This window comes from Ancylomarina longa (assembly GCF_003996985.1).
Taxonomy (GTDB): domain Bacteria; phylum Bacteroidota; class Bacteroidia; order Bacteroidales; family Marinifilaceae; genus Ancylomarina_A; species Ancylomarina_A longa.
This window is the reverse complement of record NZ_RJJX01000021.1, coordinates 25,546-45,024: the sequence shown is the minus strand read 5'-3', so window position 1 is coordinate 45,024 and position 19,479 is coordinate 25,546. Positions and strand designations below refer to the sequence as shown.

At 35.5% G+C, this 19,479-nt stretch carries 19 protein-coding genes; 6 read left to right on the top strand and 13 right to left on the bottom strand.

All coding sequences use genetic code 11. The features are described from left to right. Positions 1 to 128: 128 nt before the first annotated feature. The 4 genes from DLK05_RS13150 to DLK05_RS13135 form a co-directional block, all read right to left on the bottom strand. Positions 129 to 362 carry a hypothetical protein gene (locus DLK05_RS13150; protein WP_127344470.1) on the bottom strand — a complete coding sequence of 78 codons (234 nt, stop codon included), beginning with the start codon at positions 360 to 362 and terminating at the stop codon, positions 129 to 131. A 262-nt stretch (positions 363 to 624) separates the two neighbouring features. Continuing rightward, a complete protein-coding gene (locus DLK05_RS13145) occupies positions 625 to 819 on the bottom strand; it encodes a PspC domain-containing protein (protein ID WP_127344469.1) in 195 nt (64 codons plus the stop codon). A gap of 71 nt (positions 820 to 890) precedes the next feature. Beyond that, the gene (locus tag DLK05_RS13140; RefSeq protein WP_127344468.1) at positions 891 to 1,145 is read right to left on the bottom strand and encodes a DUF8828 family protein; all 255 of its coding nucleotides are present in this window, start codon (positions 1,143 to 1,145) and stop codon (positions 891 to 893) included. 119 nt (positions 1,146 to 1,264) lie between these two features. Continuing rightward, positions 1,265 to 1,504 carry a hypothetical protein gene (locus DLK05_RS13135; RefSeq protein WP_127344467.1) on the bottom strand — a complete coding sequence of 80 codons (240 nt, stop codon included), beginning with the start codon at positions 1,502 to 1,504 and terminating at the stop codon, positions 1,265 to 1,267. Between the two features lie 722 nt (positions 1,505 to 2,226). Here DLK05_RS13135 and DLK05_RS13130 point away from each other — a divergent pair. The 6 genes from DLK05_RS13130 (at position 2,227) to DLK05_RS13105 (ending at position 8,378) form a co-directional block, all read left to right on the top strand. Then, positions 2,227 to 2,457, top strand: coding sequence for a DUF2061 domain-containing protein (locus DLK05_RS13130; RefSeq protein ID WP_127344466.1), 231 nt, complete (start codon positions 2,227 to 2,229; stop codon positions 2,455 to 2,457). A gap of 11 nt (positions 2,458 to 2,468) precedes the next feature. After that, entirely contained in the window at positions 2,469 to 2,951 is a 483-nt protein-coding gene (locus tag DLK05_RS13125) for a precorrin-2 dehydrogenase/sirohydrochlorin ferrochelatase family protein (RefSeq protein WP_127344465.1), read from the top strand. A gap of 3 nt (positions 2,952 to 2,954) precedes the next feature. Further along, entirely contained in the window at positions 2,955 to 4,733 is a 1,779-nt protein-coding gene (locus DLK05_RS13120; RefSeq protein ID WP_127344464.1) for an assimilatory sulfite reductase (NADPH) flavoprotein subunit, read from the top strand. 85 nt (positions 4,734 to 4,818) lie between these two features. Beyond that, positions 4,819 to 6,522, top strand: coding sequence for an NADPH-dependent assimilatory sulfite reductase hemoprotein subunit (locus DLK05_RS13115; RefSeq protein WP_127344463.1), 1,704 nt, complete (start codon positions 4,819 to 4,821; stop codon positions 6,520 to 6,522). An 80-nt stretch (positions 6,523 to 6,602) separates the two neighbouring features. Continuing rightward, a complete protein-coding gene (gene cobA, locus DLK05_RS13110; RefSeq protein WP_127344462.1) occupies positions 6,603 to 7,421 on the top strand; it encodes a uroporphyrinogen-III C-methyltransferase in 819 nt (272 codons plus the stop codon). A 231-nt stretch (positions 7,422 to 7,652) separates the two neighbouring features. After that, positions 7,653 to 8,378: a head GIN domain-containing protein gene (locus DLK05_RS13105; protein WP_127344461.1), complete on the top strand. Its 726-nt coding sequence runs from the start codon at positions 7,653 to 7,655 to the stop codon at positions 8,376 to 8,378. Between the two features lie 99 nt (positions 8,379 to 8,477). On the opposite strand, the gene DLK05_RS13100 is transcribed toward DLK05_RS13105, so the two are convergent. The 9 genes from DLK05_RS13100 to DLK05_RS13060 all read right to left on the bottom strand — a co-directional run bounded on the left by DLK05_RS13100 (position 8,478) and on the right by DLK05_RS13060 (position 19,318). Continuing rightward, the gene (locus tag DLK05_RS13100) at positions 8,478 to 8,921 is read right to left on the bottom strand and encodes an Hsp20/alpha crystallin family protein (protein WP_127344460.1); all 444 of its coding nucleotides are present in this window, start codon (positions 8,919 to 8,921) and stop codon (positions 8,478 to 8,480) included. A gap of 365 nt (positions 8,922 to 9,286) precedes the next feature. Beyond that, positions 9,287 to 9,523 (bottom strand): hypothetical protein, encoded by a 237-nt coding sequence (locus DLK05_RS13095; RefSeq protein ID WP_127344459.1) that lies wholly within the window; start codon positions 9,521 to 9,523, stop codon positions 9,287 to 9,289. Positions 9,524 to 9,737: 214 nt separating this feature from the next. Beyond that, positions 9,738 to 11,867 (bottom strand): Tex family protein, encoded by a 2,130-nt coding sequence (locus tag DLK05_RS13090; protein WP_127344458.1) that lies wholly within the window; start codon positions 11,865 to 11,867, stop codon positions 9,738 to 9,740. 170 nt (positions 11,868 to 12,037) lie between these two features. Continuing rightward, complete coding sequence (locus DLK05_RS13085; protein ID WP_127344457.1) at positions 12,038 to 13,240, bottom strand: protoporphyrinogen/coproporphyrinogen oxidase; 1,203 nt, start codon at positions 13,238 to 13,240, stop codon at positions 12,038 to 12,040. A 38-nt stretch (positions 13,241 to 13,278) separates the two neighbouring features. Further along, the gene (locus tag DLK05_RS13080; RefSeq protein WP_127344456.1) at positions 13,279 to 14,499 is read right to left on the bottom strand and encodes a DEAD/DEAH box helicase; all 1,221 of its coding nucleotides are present in this window, start codon (positions 14,497 to 14,499) and stop codon (positions 13,279 to 13,281) included. Positions 14,500 to 14,666: 167 nt separating this feature from the next. Further along, positions 14,667 to 15,854: a class I SAM-dependent rRNA methyltransferase gene (locus DLK05_RS13075; RefSeq protein ID WP_127344455.1), complete on the bottom strand. Its 1,188-nt coding sequence runs from the start codon at positions 15,852 to 15,854 to the stop codon at positions 14,667 to 14,669. Positions 15,855 to 15,997: 143 nt separating this feature from the next. After that, positions 15,998 to 16,585 (bottom strand): 3'-5' exonuclease, encoded by a 588-nt coding sequence (locus DLK05_RS13070; RefSeq protein WP_127344454.1) that lies wholly within the window; start codon positions 16,583 to 16,585, stop codon positions 15,998 to 16,000. A gap of 39 nt (positions 16,586 to 16,624) precedes the next feature. Continuing rightward, the gene (locus DLK05_RS13065) at positions 16,625 to 17,251 is read right to left on the bottom strand and encodes a DUF5063 domain-containing protein (RefSeq protein WP_127344453.1); all 627 of its coding nucleotides are present in this window, start codon (positions 17,249 to 17,251) and stop codon (positions 16,625 to 16,627) included. Positions 17,252 to 17,407: 156 nt separating this feature from the next. Continuing rightward, positions 17,408 to 19,318, bottom strand: a complete 1,911-nt coding sequence (locus DLK05_RS13060) for a RecQ family ATP-dependent DNA helicase (protein ID WP_127344452.1) — start codon at positions 19,316 to 19,318, stop codon at positions 17,408 to 17,410. Positions 19,319 to 19,479 lie beyond the last annotated feature (161 nt).

Below are 19,479 nucleotides of genomic sequence, written 5' to 3'. Positions count from 1 at the left end.
TATACACTGCGTTGACTATCAAGATTGAAAAATCTGGAATTACTAAAATCTGTGGTAGAACAATAAAAATCATATAATGCAAACTGAAAAAAAGGTGTATTGTATTGTAAATACAAATCAACTTCCTGCTAACTCTCATCTATAGAATAGGCACCCCAGGTTCCTATGGTAAATTTGCCTGATTGAATCTCAAGAGTTGATCCCAGAGTTGGTTCTGTTCCACTATTATATCCGCGCCAAAGATGCCTACTCACAATATCAAGACTTGTATTTACGCTAGTTTTTGAAAGAAGGTTTTCCGCCTGAGCACCAATGCTAATAAAGATTATTCCAATCCAAAAGATTGATCTCTTTAGGTTCATTTGTAAAAAGGTTTTAAGCGTTGTCGTTTTTCGTATGAGTTAACAAAACTGAATTATGTATTTAGATAACTAACTCCTTTTCTAAATCGCAGCAAGAATAGACGAAAAGCATTCATTAAAACCTGATAAGTATTAATATTTGATCTGTTCTAAAACACAAAAAACAAGCTCTGATTATAGTATTTATTTCTCTTTTATTATGGATATAAAAAAAAGGAGAAAACTTGGTTTTCTCCTTTTTATGCAATATTGTAATCGACTCTTAATAATCAAGATAATCTGGCATTACCATCCAAAGTACAAGATAAACTAATAAGCCTGGGAAACCAGCACTGAATATAGATAATAGTACATATATCACCCGAACTGCAGTTATATCCCAACCCAAATATTCTGCGATTCCCGCGCATACACCAGCAATCATCTTATCTGATGATCTTTTTAATCTTCTTGCCATGATTCAATTTTTTACATCAGTAATGAAAACAACTTATAATTAGTTGTTTCAGTTGATGTTCAAACTTTAATTTAATCGTCGAATTCTTCGTCGTAAAGGTCTTCTTGATTTTCTAACTCGTCATTGAAGAAAGTCTCCGCTTCATCCAATATATCTTCAACCAAATTTTGATCATCTGGAGTTCTATCTAACCAATAAACTGTTTGGTTCGAATTAAAATCCTCTACATCACATTCGATAATACATTTTGGGCTACGAGTATGAACGATGAATATCGTGTCTGGTAATTCTTGCGAATTGTCTGCTAATAAAAACTTTGGGAGCATGTTTTTTAATTTAATAATGTGGTGTAAATATAGGAAGAGATTGAACTATCACCAACAAAATTTGTCTTAACCATTCAATTTTTTATAAAAATAAGTTAATCAATGGCTGAATACCCTTTTTATGTCTCCTCCATATTTTCCTCCTCTTCTAAATGCAGGCTATAATCATAGTCCATATCCACCTTTACCAGGCAGTTACAATCATCAGTTGTTAAAGGGAATGCATAAATAGTTTTATCATGGCCTAATAAATATCTTTTGATATCATCCTCAAATCCGAAAGGGTAATCTTCATTAATTTTTCTAACTAATTCAGTATCTAACTTTCTCAAGTTGACAATTCTATTTTTCTTTGACATGACCTTGTCTTATTATTTCATTTTCAAGTAAAATAAGTCGAATCACTATTTTGAAATTTACCTCCCCCTATTTATTTTTATTTCCAAATAATTCCCTTGCTGTAATTATACACATTTTCATACTTGCAAAAATCGCCACAGATATGATTTTTTCGAAACCTTAGCTTATTTTTTATTAGTTTTAGTCTAAGTAAATGCAAACGTTTGTTTGTCGGCAAACCATATTCATCCAGAAAACTTTTCCAATCAGAAGGTTGCATTAATCAATTTATCTTTCTAAACTTGTATCTGATTAACAGATCTATTTATCTGTTATAAAAAAAACAAACAATGAACAGTTTCTTTCTTCACAAAATGATGTCTTATAATGCATTTACAACTTGTTGTATGTGTATGAATGATATTGCCCAGCAAGAAGGAACTGAATAGAAGAAAATAAATTCGATTCAAGATAGATAAGCCTTTTTGCACTAGCATTAAGGCTTTTTTTTATCTGTATCATGAGCTATTTAAACCAGAAGAATAATATTACATCAAGTGTTTATTATAAAAAAAACCAAGAATATACACATCCAAGTTTTATTCAACAATTCACTTTGTTGTTGTATGTGCATGTTGTTAAAACCTCCCTGGTAGAATTTGTGATATACCTGACTAATACAGCATATCGAGTCTTTCTGCAAAGCAGAAAGACTCTTTTTTTTATTTGTAAGTGAACTGAAATGAATGATAAAACCTACAGAAGCATAGTAAAACCCATTTCGTGGAGAACAGTAGGAACCATTGATACTGTTTTAATTTCCTGGTTGGTAATCGGCGATCTTAAATGGGCAATGTCAATTGGCGGAGTGGAACTATTTACAAAAATGGGACTCTATTTTGTCCATGAGAGAACATGGAATAAAATCAAATTTGGAAAGGAAGATCAACATCCAATTGACTATCACATTTAAACACAAGCATCATGTCGAAACAGAAAAAACAATTTTTACCTATAGCTATAGATATCGCGGAGAAGAAAATACTAATTATCGGAGGCGGAGAAGACGCTTATAAAAAACTGAAAATATTACAGAGAAGCACCAATTTAATAGAGGTATTAGCTCCTAAAATTATCAACTGGATAAAAAATACTGGAATTGTCTTTCACGAAAAAGCCTATCATAAGAATTTGTTGAAAGACTATTATTTGATTTATAGTTGTGTAGATGATCCTGTATTTGTACAGCAACTCATACAGGATAGTAAAGCGGCAAATGTCTTACTCAATATTCACGACCAACCCGATTTTTGTGAATTTGTATCTCCTGCAATCTACAAAAGCAACAATATCAGCATCGCGGTGAGTTCAAATGGCGAAGATGTTTACAAATCAATTAAAATTAGAAACCAACTTAAGGATTACTTTGAGAATTACAGACTTCAAAAACAGTTAATCGCAAACTAAAAAATGGAAAATATATCACCTTTATCGCAAGACCAACTGTCCAATCTTAATCAATTGATTGATACCTTACAGGTAGATCAGTTAATTTGGGCAAACGCCTACCTATCTGGCGTTATTTATAGAAACAAGGAATTGGTCACACCGGAATTAAGTATCCCCAAAGAGAATTCTAGTGAGAAATTTACGATACTCTACGGAACTCATACAGGTCACAGCAAGAATATCGCCCTTGACCTTTACGATCAAATTAAAGCTTTGGGATTCGTTGTAAATCTTTCCGCTTTGGACGAATACAAAAAAAATGATTTGAAAAAAGAAAAAAATCTCTTTCTCATTGTTAGTACTCATGGTGAAGGAGAACCTCCTCTTCAAGCGGAAGCATTTCACAAATATCTATTGAGGAAAAGAGCTCCAAAGCTAGCAGACACAAAATATGCAGTTTTAGCATTAGGCGATAAATCCTACAAACACTTTTGTAAGACGGGAATTGATTTCGATGGTGCTTTTGAAAATCAAGGAGCTACTCGCCTACTTCCTTTACAAAAAAGTGATGTTGCTTATGAAGAAATAGCAGATCAATGGATTTCTTCAATTATCGAAAAACTGAAAAAAATTAAAACCAAAAGTTCTCCTTCCAATGGGAAGATCCCAAATACTACTATTCGTAAAAAATTCAGCAGGAGCAATCCATATTATGCCGAAATTTTGGAGAAAACACAAATCACCTCCACCGATTCAGAGAAAGAAATCTATCATGTTGAAATTTCGTTGGAAGACTCAGGTATCCAGTACGAAGCTGGTGATAGTATTGGAATCTTACCTTCCAACCCTGTAGAATTGGTGGATCTTCTCATCAATCACTTTGAAGATGATCCGGAGCGAATAGTTAGAATTGGTGGTAAAGATTTATCCTTATTTAGAGCATTACAACACAAATTGGAAATTACTGTTTTAAATCGGGAATTAATTAGCGCATACAATACATTCATTAAAAATGAAACTCTAACACAACTAATTAATAATGAGGAAGATTTAGAAAAATATTTATATGGAACTGATGTTAAAGATTTGCTGGAAGATTATCCAGGAAATATTGAAATGGATCAGCTTTTGAATATCCTTAGGGTTTTATATGCTCGCCTCTACTCCATCTCCTCCGGACCAAGTGCCAATGCTGATGAAGTGCATATAACAGTTGCCTCTGTTCGCTATCAGAACAAAGACAGAGATAGAAATGGTGCATGTTCTACCTATCTAAACGATCAAATAAATATTGGAGACTATATTCCCATTTACATTGAGAAAAATGAGGCGTTCCGTCTTCCTAAAACAGATAAAAAAACATTAATAATGGTTGGTGCTGGAACTGGAGTGGCTCCATATCGCAGTTTCTTGCAAGAATTAGAACAAAAAAGCGAGAAGGTAAACAGTTGGCTATTTTTTGGAAATCAGCATTTCAAGAAAGATTTTCTTTATCAGATTGAATGGCAAAAATTTCTCCAAAAAGGAATTCTTGCAAAAATGAATGTTGCCTTCTCCAGAGATCAAAAAGAAAAAGAATACGTTCAACATCAGTTAAAAGAAAACGGAAAAGAAGTTTTTCAATGGCTTGAAAAGGGTGCTCATTTTTATATCTGTGGAGACAAGCAAAACATGGCAAAAGATGTTCAAAATACTTTGCTTGAAATAATTCAAACAGAAGGCGGCATAACCCTAGAGAAATCAAAAGAATATCTAAAAGATTTAAAACGCAAACGACGATTGCTTCTTGATGTTTACTAAAAGAATGAAGTAATTAATAAGGTGTTAAAGAAATTCTAATTCTGAAACCTAACACATTGCAAATTTACCGATTAAATCAAACAAAATGTCAGACAATATAAATTGGGCAGAATTGTCCGAAGTAGAAAGAATAAAAAGTGAAAGTAATTATTTGCACGGAAGGCTTAAGGAAAGTCTTGCAAATCGATTGACTGATGCCATCGCTGTGGATGACCGCCAAATATCTAAATTTCATGGAATCTATCAACAATTCGATCGCGATACCGAGCGCGACAGAAAGAGGAGAAGACTGGAACCAGATTATTCATTTCTGATTCGTGTGCGCGTTCCGGGAGGGATAGTCAATGCCGATCAGTGGTTGCAAATGAATCAAATTTCTGAAGAATATGCTAATGGAACAATTAAATTAACTACCAGACAAGCATTTCAGTTTCATGGCGTGTTGAAAGGAAATTTGAAACCCAGTATGAAGGCCATCAATAAGGCACTTTTAGATACCATTGCCGCCTGTGGTGATGTAAATCGAAATGTTATGGCTAGTCCGCATCCGTATAGTTCATCTGTATTTGATCAAGTGCAGGAATTAGCTGGGAAACTTAGCGATCATCTAACGCCTAGAACTCCGGCCTATTACGAAATATGGCTCGATCAGAAAAAAGTAGCCCACGCAAGTACAGGAGAAGTGGAGCCTTTATATGGACCAGTCTATCTTCCCCGAAAATTTAAAATTGGATTTACCATTCCCCCTTTTAATGATATTGATGTATTCACACAAGATTTGGGATTCATCGCTATTGAAAACAATGGAAAATTAGAAGGTTTTAATGTTGCAATTGGCGGTGGAATGGGAACAACTTTTGGAGAAATATCGACTTATCCTCGTTTGGGAAATGTCATTGGTTTTATACAAACAGATAAGGTGATAGATTTTGCCGAAAAAATTGTACTTCTACAAAAAGAACTTGGGAATAGAAAAGAAAGAAAAAATGCCAGATTAAAATATACCATTGATCAACTGGGATTAGAGAATTTCAAGCAGCTTTTGATTAATCGGTTAGGCTATCAGCCGGAACCAGAACGCGCCTATACATTAGTGAGAAATAGTGATAAATTCGGTTGGCATTTAGCAAAGGATAAACATTGGTATTTGGGGTTATTTATTGAAGGCGGACGAATAAAAAATCAGGACAATAGCCTATTGAAATCAGCATTGAAAGAAATTGCAAACCTTCATATCTCCGATTTCCGTCTTACGGGAAATCAAAATCTGGTATTAGGAAAAATCAAAGAACACGACAAAACCAAGATCAATCAAATATTGAAAAATAACGGGCTCCTTCCTCAAAGTATTTCAGGAGCAAGAACTAATTCTATTGCTTGTGTGGCATTGAATACTTGTAGCTTGGCATTTGCAGAAGCCGAGCGCTATCTTCCTTCTCTTATGAATAAATTGGAAGTAAGTCTTAGTGAATTTGGATTATTCCGTGATGAAATTGTAATTCGAATGACCGGATGTCCGAATGGTTGCGGAAGACCATATGTGGCGGAAATTGGTTTCATAGGAAAAGGACCTGGTAGATATAACCTCTATTTAGGAGGTAATTTTGAAGGAACTCGTTTGAACAGACTCTATCGTGAAAATATGAATGAAGAAGAGATTTTAGAAAGCCTGACTCCTCTTTTCCAAGATTATTCGGAACACCGTAATAATGGAGAGTCTTTTGGTGATTTTGTAATTCGAAAAGATTACGTGGCTCCAATCCTAAACCCGAAAGATTTTAAACACTAATCCCTTAGAAGAATTTCATAAAATCACTTATAAATAGCATTCTCTTAAATCTGGAAATCTCTCTTATAAAAAGTAATACCATGCAAAAAGGAAAAATATGGATTGTTGGTGCTGGTCCCGGTGGTGCTGATCTGCTTACAATCAAAGCACTAAAAACCATTCAGCAAGCTGATGTGATCCTCAGTGATGCTCTGATTACAGATGAAATAAGATCTCTCTTCCCCGAAAATTCAATTGTAATTGACGTCGGAAAAAGAGCCGGGGATGGAAAAAACCCAATGCGACGCCAAGAATACATTAATGATCAAATGTTAATGTATTATCTATTAGGCAGCCAGGTGGTACGTCTTAAATCAGGTGATCCTATGATTTATGGAAGAGGTGTGGAAGAGATTCGATTTTTATTAGCATCAGGTTTGAATTTTGAATTAATTCCTGACATTAGCGCTGGAATTGCAGCTGCCAATGAATTTTGGATTCCATTAACAGAGCGTGGTAAAGCGTCGGGTATACATTTTCATTCCGCCATAAAGATGGGGGGATCAAAAAATAATTTACATGAAATCATCAGAGAAATAGAAAAAGGCGATACCGTAGTTATTTATATGGGCTTGGAGAAACTTAAAGAAGTGTCCTCGGAATTAAAACAAAGACTTTCGAAAGAAACTAACATTAACGTGGTGTCGAAAGTGTCTTATAAGAAAAGCAAAGTTTTGAGCGGAAATACAAAATTCTTTAGCAGAATCGAAACGGTAGATTTACCGGATTCTCCAGCAGTTATCATTATCGGAAATCATACAAAAATTCCGGAAAATAAGATGTTGGAGAATAAGATCGCAGCTACCTTTTCCCACAGGCTAAAAAGTTTGGTTCGTCAACCATTTTTAAATTTTCTTTAATTCAATAAAATTTGCTATTTCTCTTATTTCTCAAGAGTTATTAATGCAAGGAAGATTCCTCTTCTTTGCATTTTTTTTATCCTAAATGTAACTTCATTTCAACTCGAAGCGTCTTATTACTGATTAACATTTTCACTAAACTTGATTCATATCGATTTTTTTATTCTGAAATACAATTTAAAATGCATTCCAGACGACAAAATGATATGACTCCTTTAAATCAAAAAATTCATGAAACATTTATTTCAAAAATCCAGCTTGCTTATAGTGGGTATTGCCTTTTTATTTTCGGGATGTGTCAACGCACAATTCTGGGGCACAAAAGGGAACGGTAACGTACAAAAAGAAAATCGTGAAGTTGCTTCCTTCAATTCTATTTCTGCCAGTAGCGGACTAAACGTGTATATTAATCAAGGAGATAAAGAAGCGGTAAGTGTAGAAGCCGACGATAACTTATTAAAATTGATTGTCACCAAAGTAAAAGGCAATGAATTAATTCTAAAAACCACCGAAAATATTCGACGTGCTGAAAAGCTAGATGTTTATGTAACTCTGGTAAATGTAAACGAAATTCATGTTTCCAGCGGCTGTGACCTGGAATCACAAGGATTGATTAAAGCGGATCATTTGGACATGTCGGTTAGTAGTGGAGCAGATGCCAAATTGCAGATTGAAGGGAATGAAATCTCTTGTTCAGTGAGTTCCGGAGCCGATGCTATTCTATCTGGCAAAGCTAATTTTTTCTATGGCAAATCAAGTAGCGGTAGCGATTTACGAGCCAAAGAATTAATTGCTACAAACTGTAAAGCAAAAGCTTCCAGCGGTGGTGATGTTAGTGTTTATGCTAAAGAATCTATTGAAGCTAACGCTAGTTCCGGTGGTGATGTTAGCTATTATGGAAACCCCACAAAAGTAGATGTAAGTAGTTCAAGCGGTGGTGATGTTAATCAACGCTAATAACGAAAGAGGCTTTTTCGAAATCGAAAAGCCTCTTTTTTTTGCTGTTAACTATCTAGCATTTGATAACGCCTAAATAAAACACTCCATATCCTCGATTTATAAAATTTCAATTACACGGGATGCATTGGTAATTACTTTCTCTTTTTTAGGAAGCTGAACGAACAAAATACCATTCTTATAATTCGCCACAATACTCTTGCTATCCACCTTATTCATTGGTAACTGGAAAGACCGTTGAAAACTTTGATAGGAAAATTCCTTGCGAGAATAATGTGCATCTTTCGTTTCCTTCTCTTCTTTTTTCTGAGATGATATGCTAAGCTGATCGTTCTCGAGATTAATTTTAAAATCCTCTTTGCTCATTCCCGGTGCAGCTAACTCAATCACAAACTCCTTTTTATTTTCCCTAACATTTATTGCTGGTAGTGTTGTATTTAAGCTTGAATAGTTTGAGTTTGTCCAATCCATCCAATCTCTAGAGAAGAAATTGTCGAATAAGGATGGAAAAATGTTTTCTGAATTTTTTCTAACTAGTGTCATGATAAATCCTCCTTAAATTTTTAATTAATTATTCATAAAGTTTGCAACTTTAAGTCTATTCGAATCTCTCTAAAATAGAATCTTAATTCACCAACGAATAATCAAATAAAATGCCAAGAGAATCCTCTTCGTATTACAATAAATCATTTATCTCAATAAAAACGGTATCTACAGAGACATACACAATAAACAAACAGAAAATTCAGACTCAAAATGAAAATGTCATTATGTCCTTTTTATTGATTTTCACAATGCCATTTTGTCATTTAGTAGTAATTCTGACACTATTATGATTAAATAATGCCCCAATAACAAATAGCATTAAGTGTTTTGCTGTTCATGACAAGCGACAAACAATTAAATCTCTATTTTTTCTTTCTTTTTTCCTCTACTTCTTTCATGTACTCATCTAATCCCTCAAAAGGCATATATGTTTTTGGTATTCCCAGCCTTGCAGATGGATCATTTGCTGCCAAATCAACCTTTTTATTACAAGCCGGACATGTTGCTATTTGATGATTAGTAATCTCCAAGATCTTTACTACCATCTCTCCCTTACAATGCGGGCAATCTATTATTACTTCCTGATCGTTAAAATTCATACCTTTTTATTTATTGCATATCCATGACAAAAATATCATAAATAAATTATTTCTAGCTTGACTAAACTTTCGGACTAACCAATCAATAAGCCAATATTTCTGATGAGATGCAAGAACTTCCAATTATCTCCTAAAAACTTCTGGTAAATTGCAAAAGTGACAAAAAAAAGTTTCTCCTTACTAATGCGAGCGAATTATGATCTTTAAATAAGTATTACTGCTCGCAATCTTTCATCGAAAATTGAATCCGTTTACGAGCAACATCCACTTCAATAACCTTCACCTGAACATGCTGATGTAATTGAACCACCTCAGCAGGATTCGACACAAAACGATTTGCCAATTGTGATATGTGCACCAAACCATCCTGTTTTACGCCAACATCTACAAAAGCACCAAAATTGGTTATATTGGTCACAATCCCAGGCATTTCCATCCCTACTTCTAATTGCTCCATCTTATAAATACCTTCCTTAAACTGAAAGACTTTGATGATGGTTCTGGGATCGCGCCCCGGCTTTTCCAACTCCTCCTGAATATCTTTTAGGGTAGGCAAACCAACCTCCTCACTTACATATTTATTCAAATCAATTTGCTTGTGCAGATTGGCATCGGCAATTAAATTGGCAATCGTACAATTTAAGTCTTTAGCCATGTTTTTCACAGTACCGTACGATTCGGGATGTACTGCCGAATTATCCAAAGGATCATCGGAATTGGGTATCCGAAGGAATCCGGCACATTGTTCAAAAGCCTTTGCTCCCATTCGTTTCACTTTCATAATCTCCTTACGGGATGTAAAAGCACCGTTCTCGCTACGATAATCCACAATATTTTGTGCCAACTGCGGACCTAATCCCGACACATAATTTAATAAATGCTTGCTTGCCGTATTTAAATTAACTCCTACCTTGTTTACACAGGATTCTACTACCTGATCGAGACTTTGTTTTAATAAATTCTGATCAACATCGTGCTGATATTGTCCCACGCCAATAGATTTAGCATCAATCTTCACCAATTCGGCAAGCGGATCCATCAATCTCCTACCAATTGAAACTGCACCACGAACCGTTATATCGTATTCCGGGAATTCCTCTCTTGCCACTTTTGAAGCCGAGTAAATAGAGGCTCCCGCTTCGCTCACCACAAACACCTGCACTTTTCTGTCGTAATGCAAATTAGTAACAAAGCGTTCTGTTTCACGGCTAGCCGTTCCGTTACCAATAGCAATGGCTTGAATATCGTAGGTTTCTACCATATTCGTTATTTTCTTAGCTGCCATTTTAGCTTGATTTTGCGGCGGATGCGGATAAATGGTTTCATTGTGCACGAGATTTCCCTGTGCATCCAAGCATACCACTTTACACCCACTCCGAAAACCTGGATCTAAAGCCAAAACGCGTTTCTGTCCCAGCGGAGATGATAAAAGCAGCTGCCTCAGATTCTCGGAGAAAACCCGAATAGCTTCCTTATCGGCTGTTTCTTTCGATAGTTTAGCAAATTCCGTTTCGATGGAACTTCCCAACAATCTTTTATAGGCATCCTTTATAGCCAATTCCACTTGCCGGGAGGATTCAGTATTTCCTTTCACAAAAATACGTTCCAAACGCTCCAGCACTTCCTCCTGATCTGGTGCAATCTCGATACGTAATATTCCTTCTGCTTCTCCCCTGCGCAATGCCAGCATCCGATGTGAAGCACATCGTTTCAATGATTCTTCCGAATCAAAATAATCTTTGAATTTTATTCCTTCCGTTTCTTTTCCCTTGATGACTTTAGAACGAATAACTGCTTGTCGCTGAAAACTGGCACGAACAGCATTCCTTGCCAGTTCGTTCTCATTTACCCACTCTGCAATAATATCACGAGCTCCTTGCAAAGCTTCCTCTGCATTGCTTACTTCGTCGGATAAAAACTGACTGGCACAGGTTTCCACATCGCACTCTACTTGTTTCATCAGAATTTTTGCCAATGGCTCCAAACCTTTTTCTCTGGCCTTTACCGCCCGGGTTTTTCGCTTTTGCTTATAAGGCAGATACAAATCCTCTAACTGATTCATCTCTTTGCAATCCATCAGCCTGCTTCGGAGTTCATCGGTGAGTTTTCCTTGTTTATCAATATTTTCGATAATGCCCTCACGACGTTTATCCAGATCTGTTAGCCGAGTCCATTCCTCCTTAATATTTGCAATCTGCACCTCGTCCATGCTGCCAGTCATCTCCTTCCGATAACGGGCAATAAAAGGCAAAGTAGCTCCTTCGCTCAGAAGTTGCATGGTATTTTCAACCTGAAAAGCCTGCAAATGCAAGCTTTTCTGTATTAATTCAATATATTTTTTCATCTGATTATAATTTTCTTGTTAAGGCCATATAGAAGCCGCAAGTAAATTTAAACCTTCCACCGGGTGTAGTTTTAACAATTAAATTTACATGCTCGTTTCATCTGATTATAATTCTCTTGTTAAGGCCACATGGAAGCCGTGGGCATGTTTATGCTCTATTCCAATATCTTTTATTTGGTATTCTTCAAGTATCTTTCATATTCATCATTCGATCGCTCCACACAGTCTTCTAATGACAAGCCATTAAAATAATTCCCAGTAAGATATATTCCGCATTCTTCCGCCATGCTTTTAATATCTTTTATTCTTTCCTTATGCCCTAATGCCAACAAAGGCAAGCTATGTCGGGCTTCCACCGTTGTGCCCAAATCCGCAAGTTTAATTTGCAGCATGTTGGCCATAAAAGCTTCCTGTTCTTCCTTTGAAATTTGCTGATCGACAAAATGAAAAACAAATCCTCTTGTATCTCCATCGGTCATCACATCTCTGGTAACCATAGCAAAACATGGCCCCTGTAATGGAATGATGAACGAAACAGGTCCTATCGCGATTTTTTTCCTGGCAATAGTAAATCCTCTCGAAATAATATTTTGTATCGGAAACTCCTTTAATCTTTCTGATAATTGAGGATGAATCGATACTAATAACTTGCTGTTTACAGCAGAAGATGCAGCAAATGCAATATCTTTTCCATGAAAGACCCCTCCTGATTTCGTTTTCACCCGAAAGCCTTCTTCTTTTTCTATGGCTACAACTTCCTGATTAATGAGTACTTCAAGATTAGACTCCTTTGTCAAAGTCTGAATAAAACTTTGCATTCCCTTTTTCAGAATAAAACTCTTTGGGTGATGTTTACTCTTGGTATTTCTGCGCTTCAAGAAAAATTCAGCGGAAAATTCATCAGCTTTTTGCACAATTACCGCACTAAACATGCGATTGAATACCTTTTTGTAATTCTTTTTTCCTACAATCTTACCAAAATATTCCTTTACGGTTTTTCCTTCTCGTTTCGAAAAGAAAAAATTGGGTGCAGCAATTAATAGTTCCCATTTACTTACCCTGGAAAATATCTTCTCTACCTTATCAGTAAATACTTTCATTCCCACTTTTTGCCTAGCCACAATCTCTGGTTCCATTCCACTTTGTTGAAGTAAACCTATTAAATTGGTGTAACTGGCATAAAAAGTATGTGCTCCCATTTCTACCCAAAAATCGTGGTCGTGCTGATAATGCGTATGCAAACAACCTCCTATCCTATCCATTGCTTCTACAAGCAAAACACTCTTTCCGGTTTTAGCAATTCGATAAGCCAGGCTCAATCCACTGATTCCCGCGCCTACCACGATCATATCGTAAGTTATACTTTTAGTCATTTAGGGGAATATTTTGGGTTTATAAGTAAAGTAAATAATTATTTGCCCCTGTTATTTTTAAAATTTTTCTTTTTAAAGAACTTCCTCTTGCCTTTAGATTTAGAATAAGTTCGGGGATTATAGGTAGGAGCTTCTCCCAATTCCTCAGGAACCGGAATCTTATACACCTCCGATTCAATCAAATCTTCAATTTTTTTAAAATCGTTCTGATCTTTAGGTGTAATAAAGGTTAGTGCCACTCCCTCCGATTCTGCTCTAGCTGTTCGGCCCACTCTATGCACGTAATCCTCGGCATCATTTGGCACATTAAAATTGATAACCAAATCGATGGAATCAATATCAATACCGCGCGCAATAATATCGGTTGCTACCAATATTTGATGTTTTCGATTCCGGAATTCTCTTAATACATCCTCTCGTTCTTTTTGTTCCAAATCGGATTGAATGCCTGCAGCTTTAAATTTCTGTTTTTTCAACTCTTTGGTGATTACTTTTACATTCGATTTGGTTGAAGAAAAGATAAGTATACTTTTTAAATCTTTCCCTTGTAAAAGAGTATTGATTAATGGAATTTTTTGCTCCTCATAAACCATATAAGCAGCCTGCAAAACACCTTCCGCTGGTTTAGATATCGCAATATTAATGCTTTCAGGTTCTACCAAAATACTCTCGGCCAATTCTCTGATCTTGGGTGGCATGGTTGCCGAAAACATCAGATTTTGTCTTTCTTTAGGTAAATATCCAACGATCTGCATTAAATCCTCGAAGAATCCCATATCCAACATGCGGTCGGCTTCATCTAAAATCAAATGTTTTAATTTGGAGATATTCACATATCCCAAGTTCAGATGAGAAATCATCCTTCCCGGAGTAGCAATCACTACATCAGCCCCGTCTATTAAGCCTTTTTTTTGCTGATCCCAAACAGAAGAATCGCCACCTCCATACACCGATAGAGACGTAACAGAAACAAAATATCCAAACCCTTCCATTTGCTGGTCGATTTGCATGGCAAGTTCACGTGTTGGAACCAAAATAAGGGTACTAAACCCTTCGATATGATTTTTTTGTATTTTGTCCATCACCGGCAATAAATAGGCAGCCGTTTTTCCTGTCCCCGTTTGGGCACAGACAATCATATCTTTATTTTGGATTATTTCGGGTATTGCAAGTTCCTGAACCGGAGATGGGGTTTCAAAGCCCATAGCTTCCAAACCATCCATTATTTCAGGGGAAAAATCAAATTCTGAGAATTTCAAGTAGTTTCAATTTAGTTGTTAATATTATTTGGATCGTTTGATTTAAAATAAAAACCATTTATATGATTTTCCAAAGCTTAGCTTTCTAAAATTTAACAATCTATTGTATAAGAGGAAAATAAATTTCATCCCCATTATTTAAGCGATTGGAAGATACAAAAAACTATCTATTCTACATATAATACCAATCCTTTCAAATACTCTCCCTCTGGATGAAATATATTCACCGGATGATCTGCAGGCTGGGTTAATTGATGTAATACACGAACAGTTCTCCCTGCATTAGCTGCAGCCACAAAAACTGCCTGACGAAAATCTTCCTTACTAACTGCCTGTGAACATGAAAAGGTAAATAAAATACCACCAGACTTTATATGCTGGAAACCTTTCAAATTTAATCGTTTGTATCCTTTTAAAGCATTATCCAAAACTTTTTTATGCTTGGCGAATGCCGGTGGATCCAACACAATCAGATCATATTTCTGAGAAGATTGATCTAAAAATTTAAAAGCGTCTTCGGAATATGCTTCATGTCTTTTATCCTCCGGAAAATTTAAGGCTATATTTTCTTTCGTGATGTCAATGGCTCGTGAAGAACTATCTACTGAATGCACTAATTTAGCTCCACCTCGCATAGCATAAAACGAAAAACCTCCGGTATAACAAAACATATTTAACACCGATCGTCCTTTGGAATAATACTCTAATAATTTTCTATTCTCTCGCTGATCAATAAAAAATCCGGTCTTCTGACCTTTCAGCCAATCTACCTTGAATTTCAAACCATTTTCGAGCGCTATAAATGCTTCCGTTTCCCCAAGTAGATATCCATTTTTTGGCTGAATACCAGATTTGTAGGGTATGGTTCCTTCTGATTTATCATACACCGCAGTTAGATCTGCTCCTAATATTTTTTCCAAAGCTTCGGTTATTTCTTCACGATGCAAATACATGCCAACAGTGTGACATTGAATCACGGCTGTTCTTGCATAATAATCAATAATTAATCCTGGTAAGCCATCGCCTTCGCCATGAACTAAACGAAAAACATTATTATTTTTATCTCCATAAACAGATATTGCTTTACGTAGCGAACAAGCCGAAGAAATGCGTTCTATCCAAAAATCCAAATTGATTTCTCTCTCCTCAAAAGAAAGAATGCGAACAACAATTGATCCGATGGAAATATGACCTATGGCTAAGAATTCTGATTGCGAGCTATATACTGCTACCAAATCCCCTTCTTGTAATCCTTCATCAACTCTACTTACAGCTCCTGAAAAAATCCATGGATGAAATCGTTTGATGGAATGTTCTTTTCCGTTTTTCAGGTAAACTTTTGGATAATTAATCATTTAAAAATTTCTTTTATGCAGTTTCATTTTGTAACACCATTCATCTCTGAAATCCCAAAAGCAAGGAATAGTTCAAAAGATTTTTGAGAACAAATAATTCAGTGGTTACTATAAAGGTGAGACTTGATTTTAAACAGTTTGCTTTATTCCTGCAGGTTTGATTTTAATGTCTCAAATATTTTTAAAGAAACCCAGGCATCCGTTGCAGCATATCTTAATTGTCCCGGGCTTAATATTTCAGCTTCCCAATTAGAAACCTGCTGACGTTTTGAGATTCTAAACTTTAGAACAATAGCAGATAATTTTTTAAGAGAAAAACTTTCAATTCCAAATTTAGAAACATACTGCTGTAACTCCAAGAATCCATTTGCATCGAAATCATTAATTTTTTGCAAACCTCGAATATCATCTTTAATGGCAGCTCCCACTTTTAGAATATCAGGATTACCTAGTAAGTCGGTTAACTCGACTGGAAGTCCAATTTTATTTAAGCGAAATAAGAATGTTTTGGAATTTGCAGCCAATTGAAGCAAAGCAACATCATTCATTTTTCCTTTTTTGAACGACGGTCGTGTTTCAGTATCGAATCCAAGTATTGGATATTTTTTCAAATACTGAATTGCCTCATACAGCTCTTCATATTGATCCACCATTATGATTTCTCCATCGAAAGCCTGTAGCGGCATTTTATTGACCTCTTCCTTTGTAATTGACTTTTGAAATGTTAACATTCATTATGCTTTTTGGTCAGGAAATTACCAATTCCCCATTTATTCATTATCATTTCCCCATTCTCTTTGTCGCTGGGCAAAAATAGAATTACTCATATCGATATCTGCTATATTCGGTTGAGATGGATAATCTTCCTCCACCAATTCATCAATTTGCGATATCAAATGATGAATGGCACGTAAAGAATTAACAACACTCTGCCCCCAGTACTGATTGAAATTATTATTCAAATTCCATAACGCATCGTTCATTACTTCAATTGTTCCAATCTTATAGGAAGTTATGAAATCTTTTAAATCCTGATAAATATCAGCAAAACATTCCGAAATAGATGCAACCAATGGAGTTTCGCTATATTCCATATTCTCCTCGAAAACTTCTAAAAATTCATCATGGGAACCCATTCTGGCTTTTACTGAGGAATGAATAAACGCCCAATCAGCCTCGGCAACAAATTTCTCTACTTCCTGCTCTAATTCAGCCTGATTTCTTGGTAATAAACTAGCCTTTAAATATAGTAATGGTAATATTTTTTGAGTTGTTTTGATAAACTCAATCTTCGCTACCTTACTACAACTCTCCATTAAAAGGCAAAACTCATTTGCAACCGTAACAAACTCGATTACATTCTTAGAATAAACTACATGTTCAAACTTATCTTCCATCTTCAAATTATTCTATAATCATGCAAAAATATAAAGATTTTGCTAATATTGGTTAGAATTCGATTAAGTTGCTGATAATATCCAATTTAAAACATACCAGAAATCCACAACAGTTCTCCATCGGTTAATAGGGAATTTTAAATTAATCCGATTTTATCACTTTAGAGAAATCCATTTAATTCTATTTCCTTCCAACGTCTCCACCTCCTCGTTATCTTTCAAAAAGCGAATCACTTCCAAAACCTTTTCTTCCTCATGTGAGGATTGATTCACCAAATCATTAATGGTTAATTTTTGCTGCCCCAGTAAGACACAAATTTCCTTATAAATGTCCTCAAACTCCTTTTTCCGCATTCCTTCGGCTTCTGCTTCCTTACAAATATCACAAACTCCACAAGCAGGAGCGTATCCCTGACCAAAATACTCTAACAGGAATTTCGATCTGCAAATGGTCTTCGTTTCGGCATAATCGATAACAGACTGAATCTTATTTTCCAGATTTGATTTTCGATCCTGATACACTTCTTTTTCTAATTTCAGAATTTTCTGAGGCAATCTTTCCTGAGAGTATATGATGAATGGAGTCTTTTTTCTTGGTATATATCGAATAATCCTATACCGTGACAATTCTTTCAAATAATCTCTAATCAACTCTGGTTTAACTTTACTTCGTTTAGCAAGCAGATCAATATTTATCGGCACAAAATCTGTGAACAAACCAGTAAAAGAACGAAGTAAAAGCTTTATAAAAGCATCAAAATCCTTATTCGCAATCTGGAATTTATACAAATCATCCCTCTGAACCACAAAATGAATCCTGGATTCATGCTCCATATCATCAGTAAACTCAAGATATCCTGCTCGTTCCAGTATCTTTAAAGCATTAAATGCCTGCAATACATTAAACTTGAAATTATGACAAAACAATCCAAGATCAAAATCAAAAATGGCATTCTTTCCTGCTCCTTCGGCTACTTGCAAAAAATTCCCAAGAGCTTGATAAATCCTATAAATAAACTCTTTTTCGGGAAAAGCTATCCGCGCTCTTTTCAATAATTGTACCCTATCCGGATTTGCATATAATAAAACCGCATATGCTTTCTTACCATCACGACCAGCCCTTCCTGCTTCTTGAAAATAAGCCTCCAAAGAATCTGGCAAGTCCATATGAATTACTGTACGAACATCCGGTTTATCAATTCCCATACCAAAAGCATTTGTTGCAACCATCACCTGAACCACACCTTTTCTCCAACGCTCCTGACGAAAATCCTTTACCTCATTCTGTAGACCTGCATGATAATACTCTGCTTTTATACCGTTTGTCTTAAGGAATTCTGTTAATTCCTTACATTTTTTTCGACTTCGAACATATACTACTGAACTTCCCTTCTGCCTGATTAATATTTTAAGTAAATATCTTCTTTTGTCTTCGATTTCGCGAACTAAATAAACCAGATTTCTCCGCTCAAAACTCTTACGAAATACATTTTTCTCCGAAAACCCAAGTTTATCCTGAATATCATCAACAACATCTTTTGTTGCTGTTGCTGTTAGTGCCAAAACCGGTACTTTTGGCAAGAGTTCCCGTAATTCTAATATTCTCAGATAAGATGGCCGAAAGTCATATCCCCACTGAGATATACAGTGCGATTCATCCACAGCAATTATACATACCTTCATCTGCACCACTTTCTTTCGAAAGATAGCAGAACCTATACGCTCCGGTGATATGTAGAGAAATTTCACATTTCCAAACAAACATTTACTTAGAATAATATCAATTTCATCTCGGGTAAGCCCCGAATACAATAATTCAGCCTTTATTTCTTTTTCTTTCAAATGATGCACCTGATCTTTCATTAAAGCAATCAGAGGAGACACGACAATACATATTCCTTCCATTCTCATTGCAGGAACTTGAAAGGTTAAGGATTTTCCGCCTCCTGTTGGCATCAAGCCTAAGGTGTCCTTTCCTTGAAAAACGGAACGAATAATATCATCCTGTAGTGGACGAAAGTTAGAGTAACCCCAATATTTTTTCAGTATATCATTAAATTGATCCATTTTACTAATTAACAAATGTTTTGACTTAATTAAGCTAATTATTACAGAATAAAAACAAATTAAAAATAGTAACTTTTCAATGGAATTGACTCATTAACACTTTTTAGATTTTTAATCAAGCCCTGTTCCACTATTTTTTTGTAATTTCGCATGCAATTTAA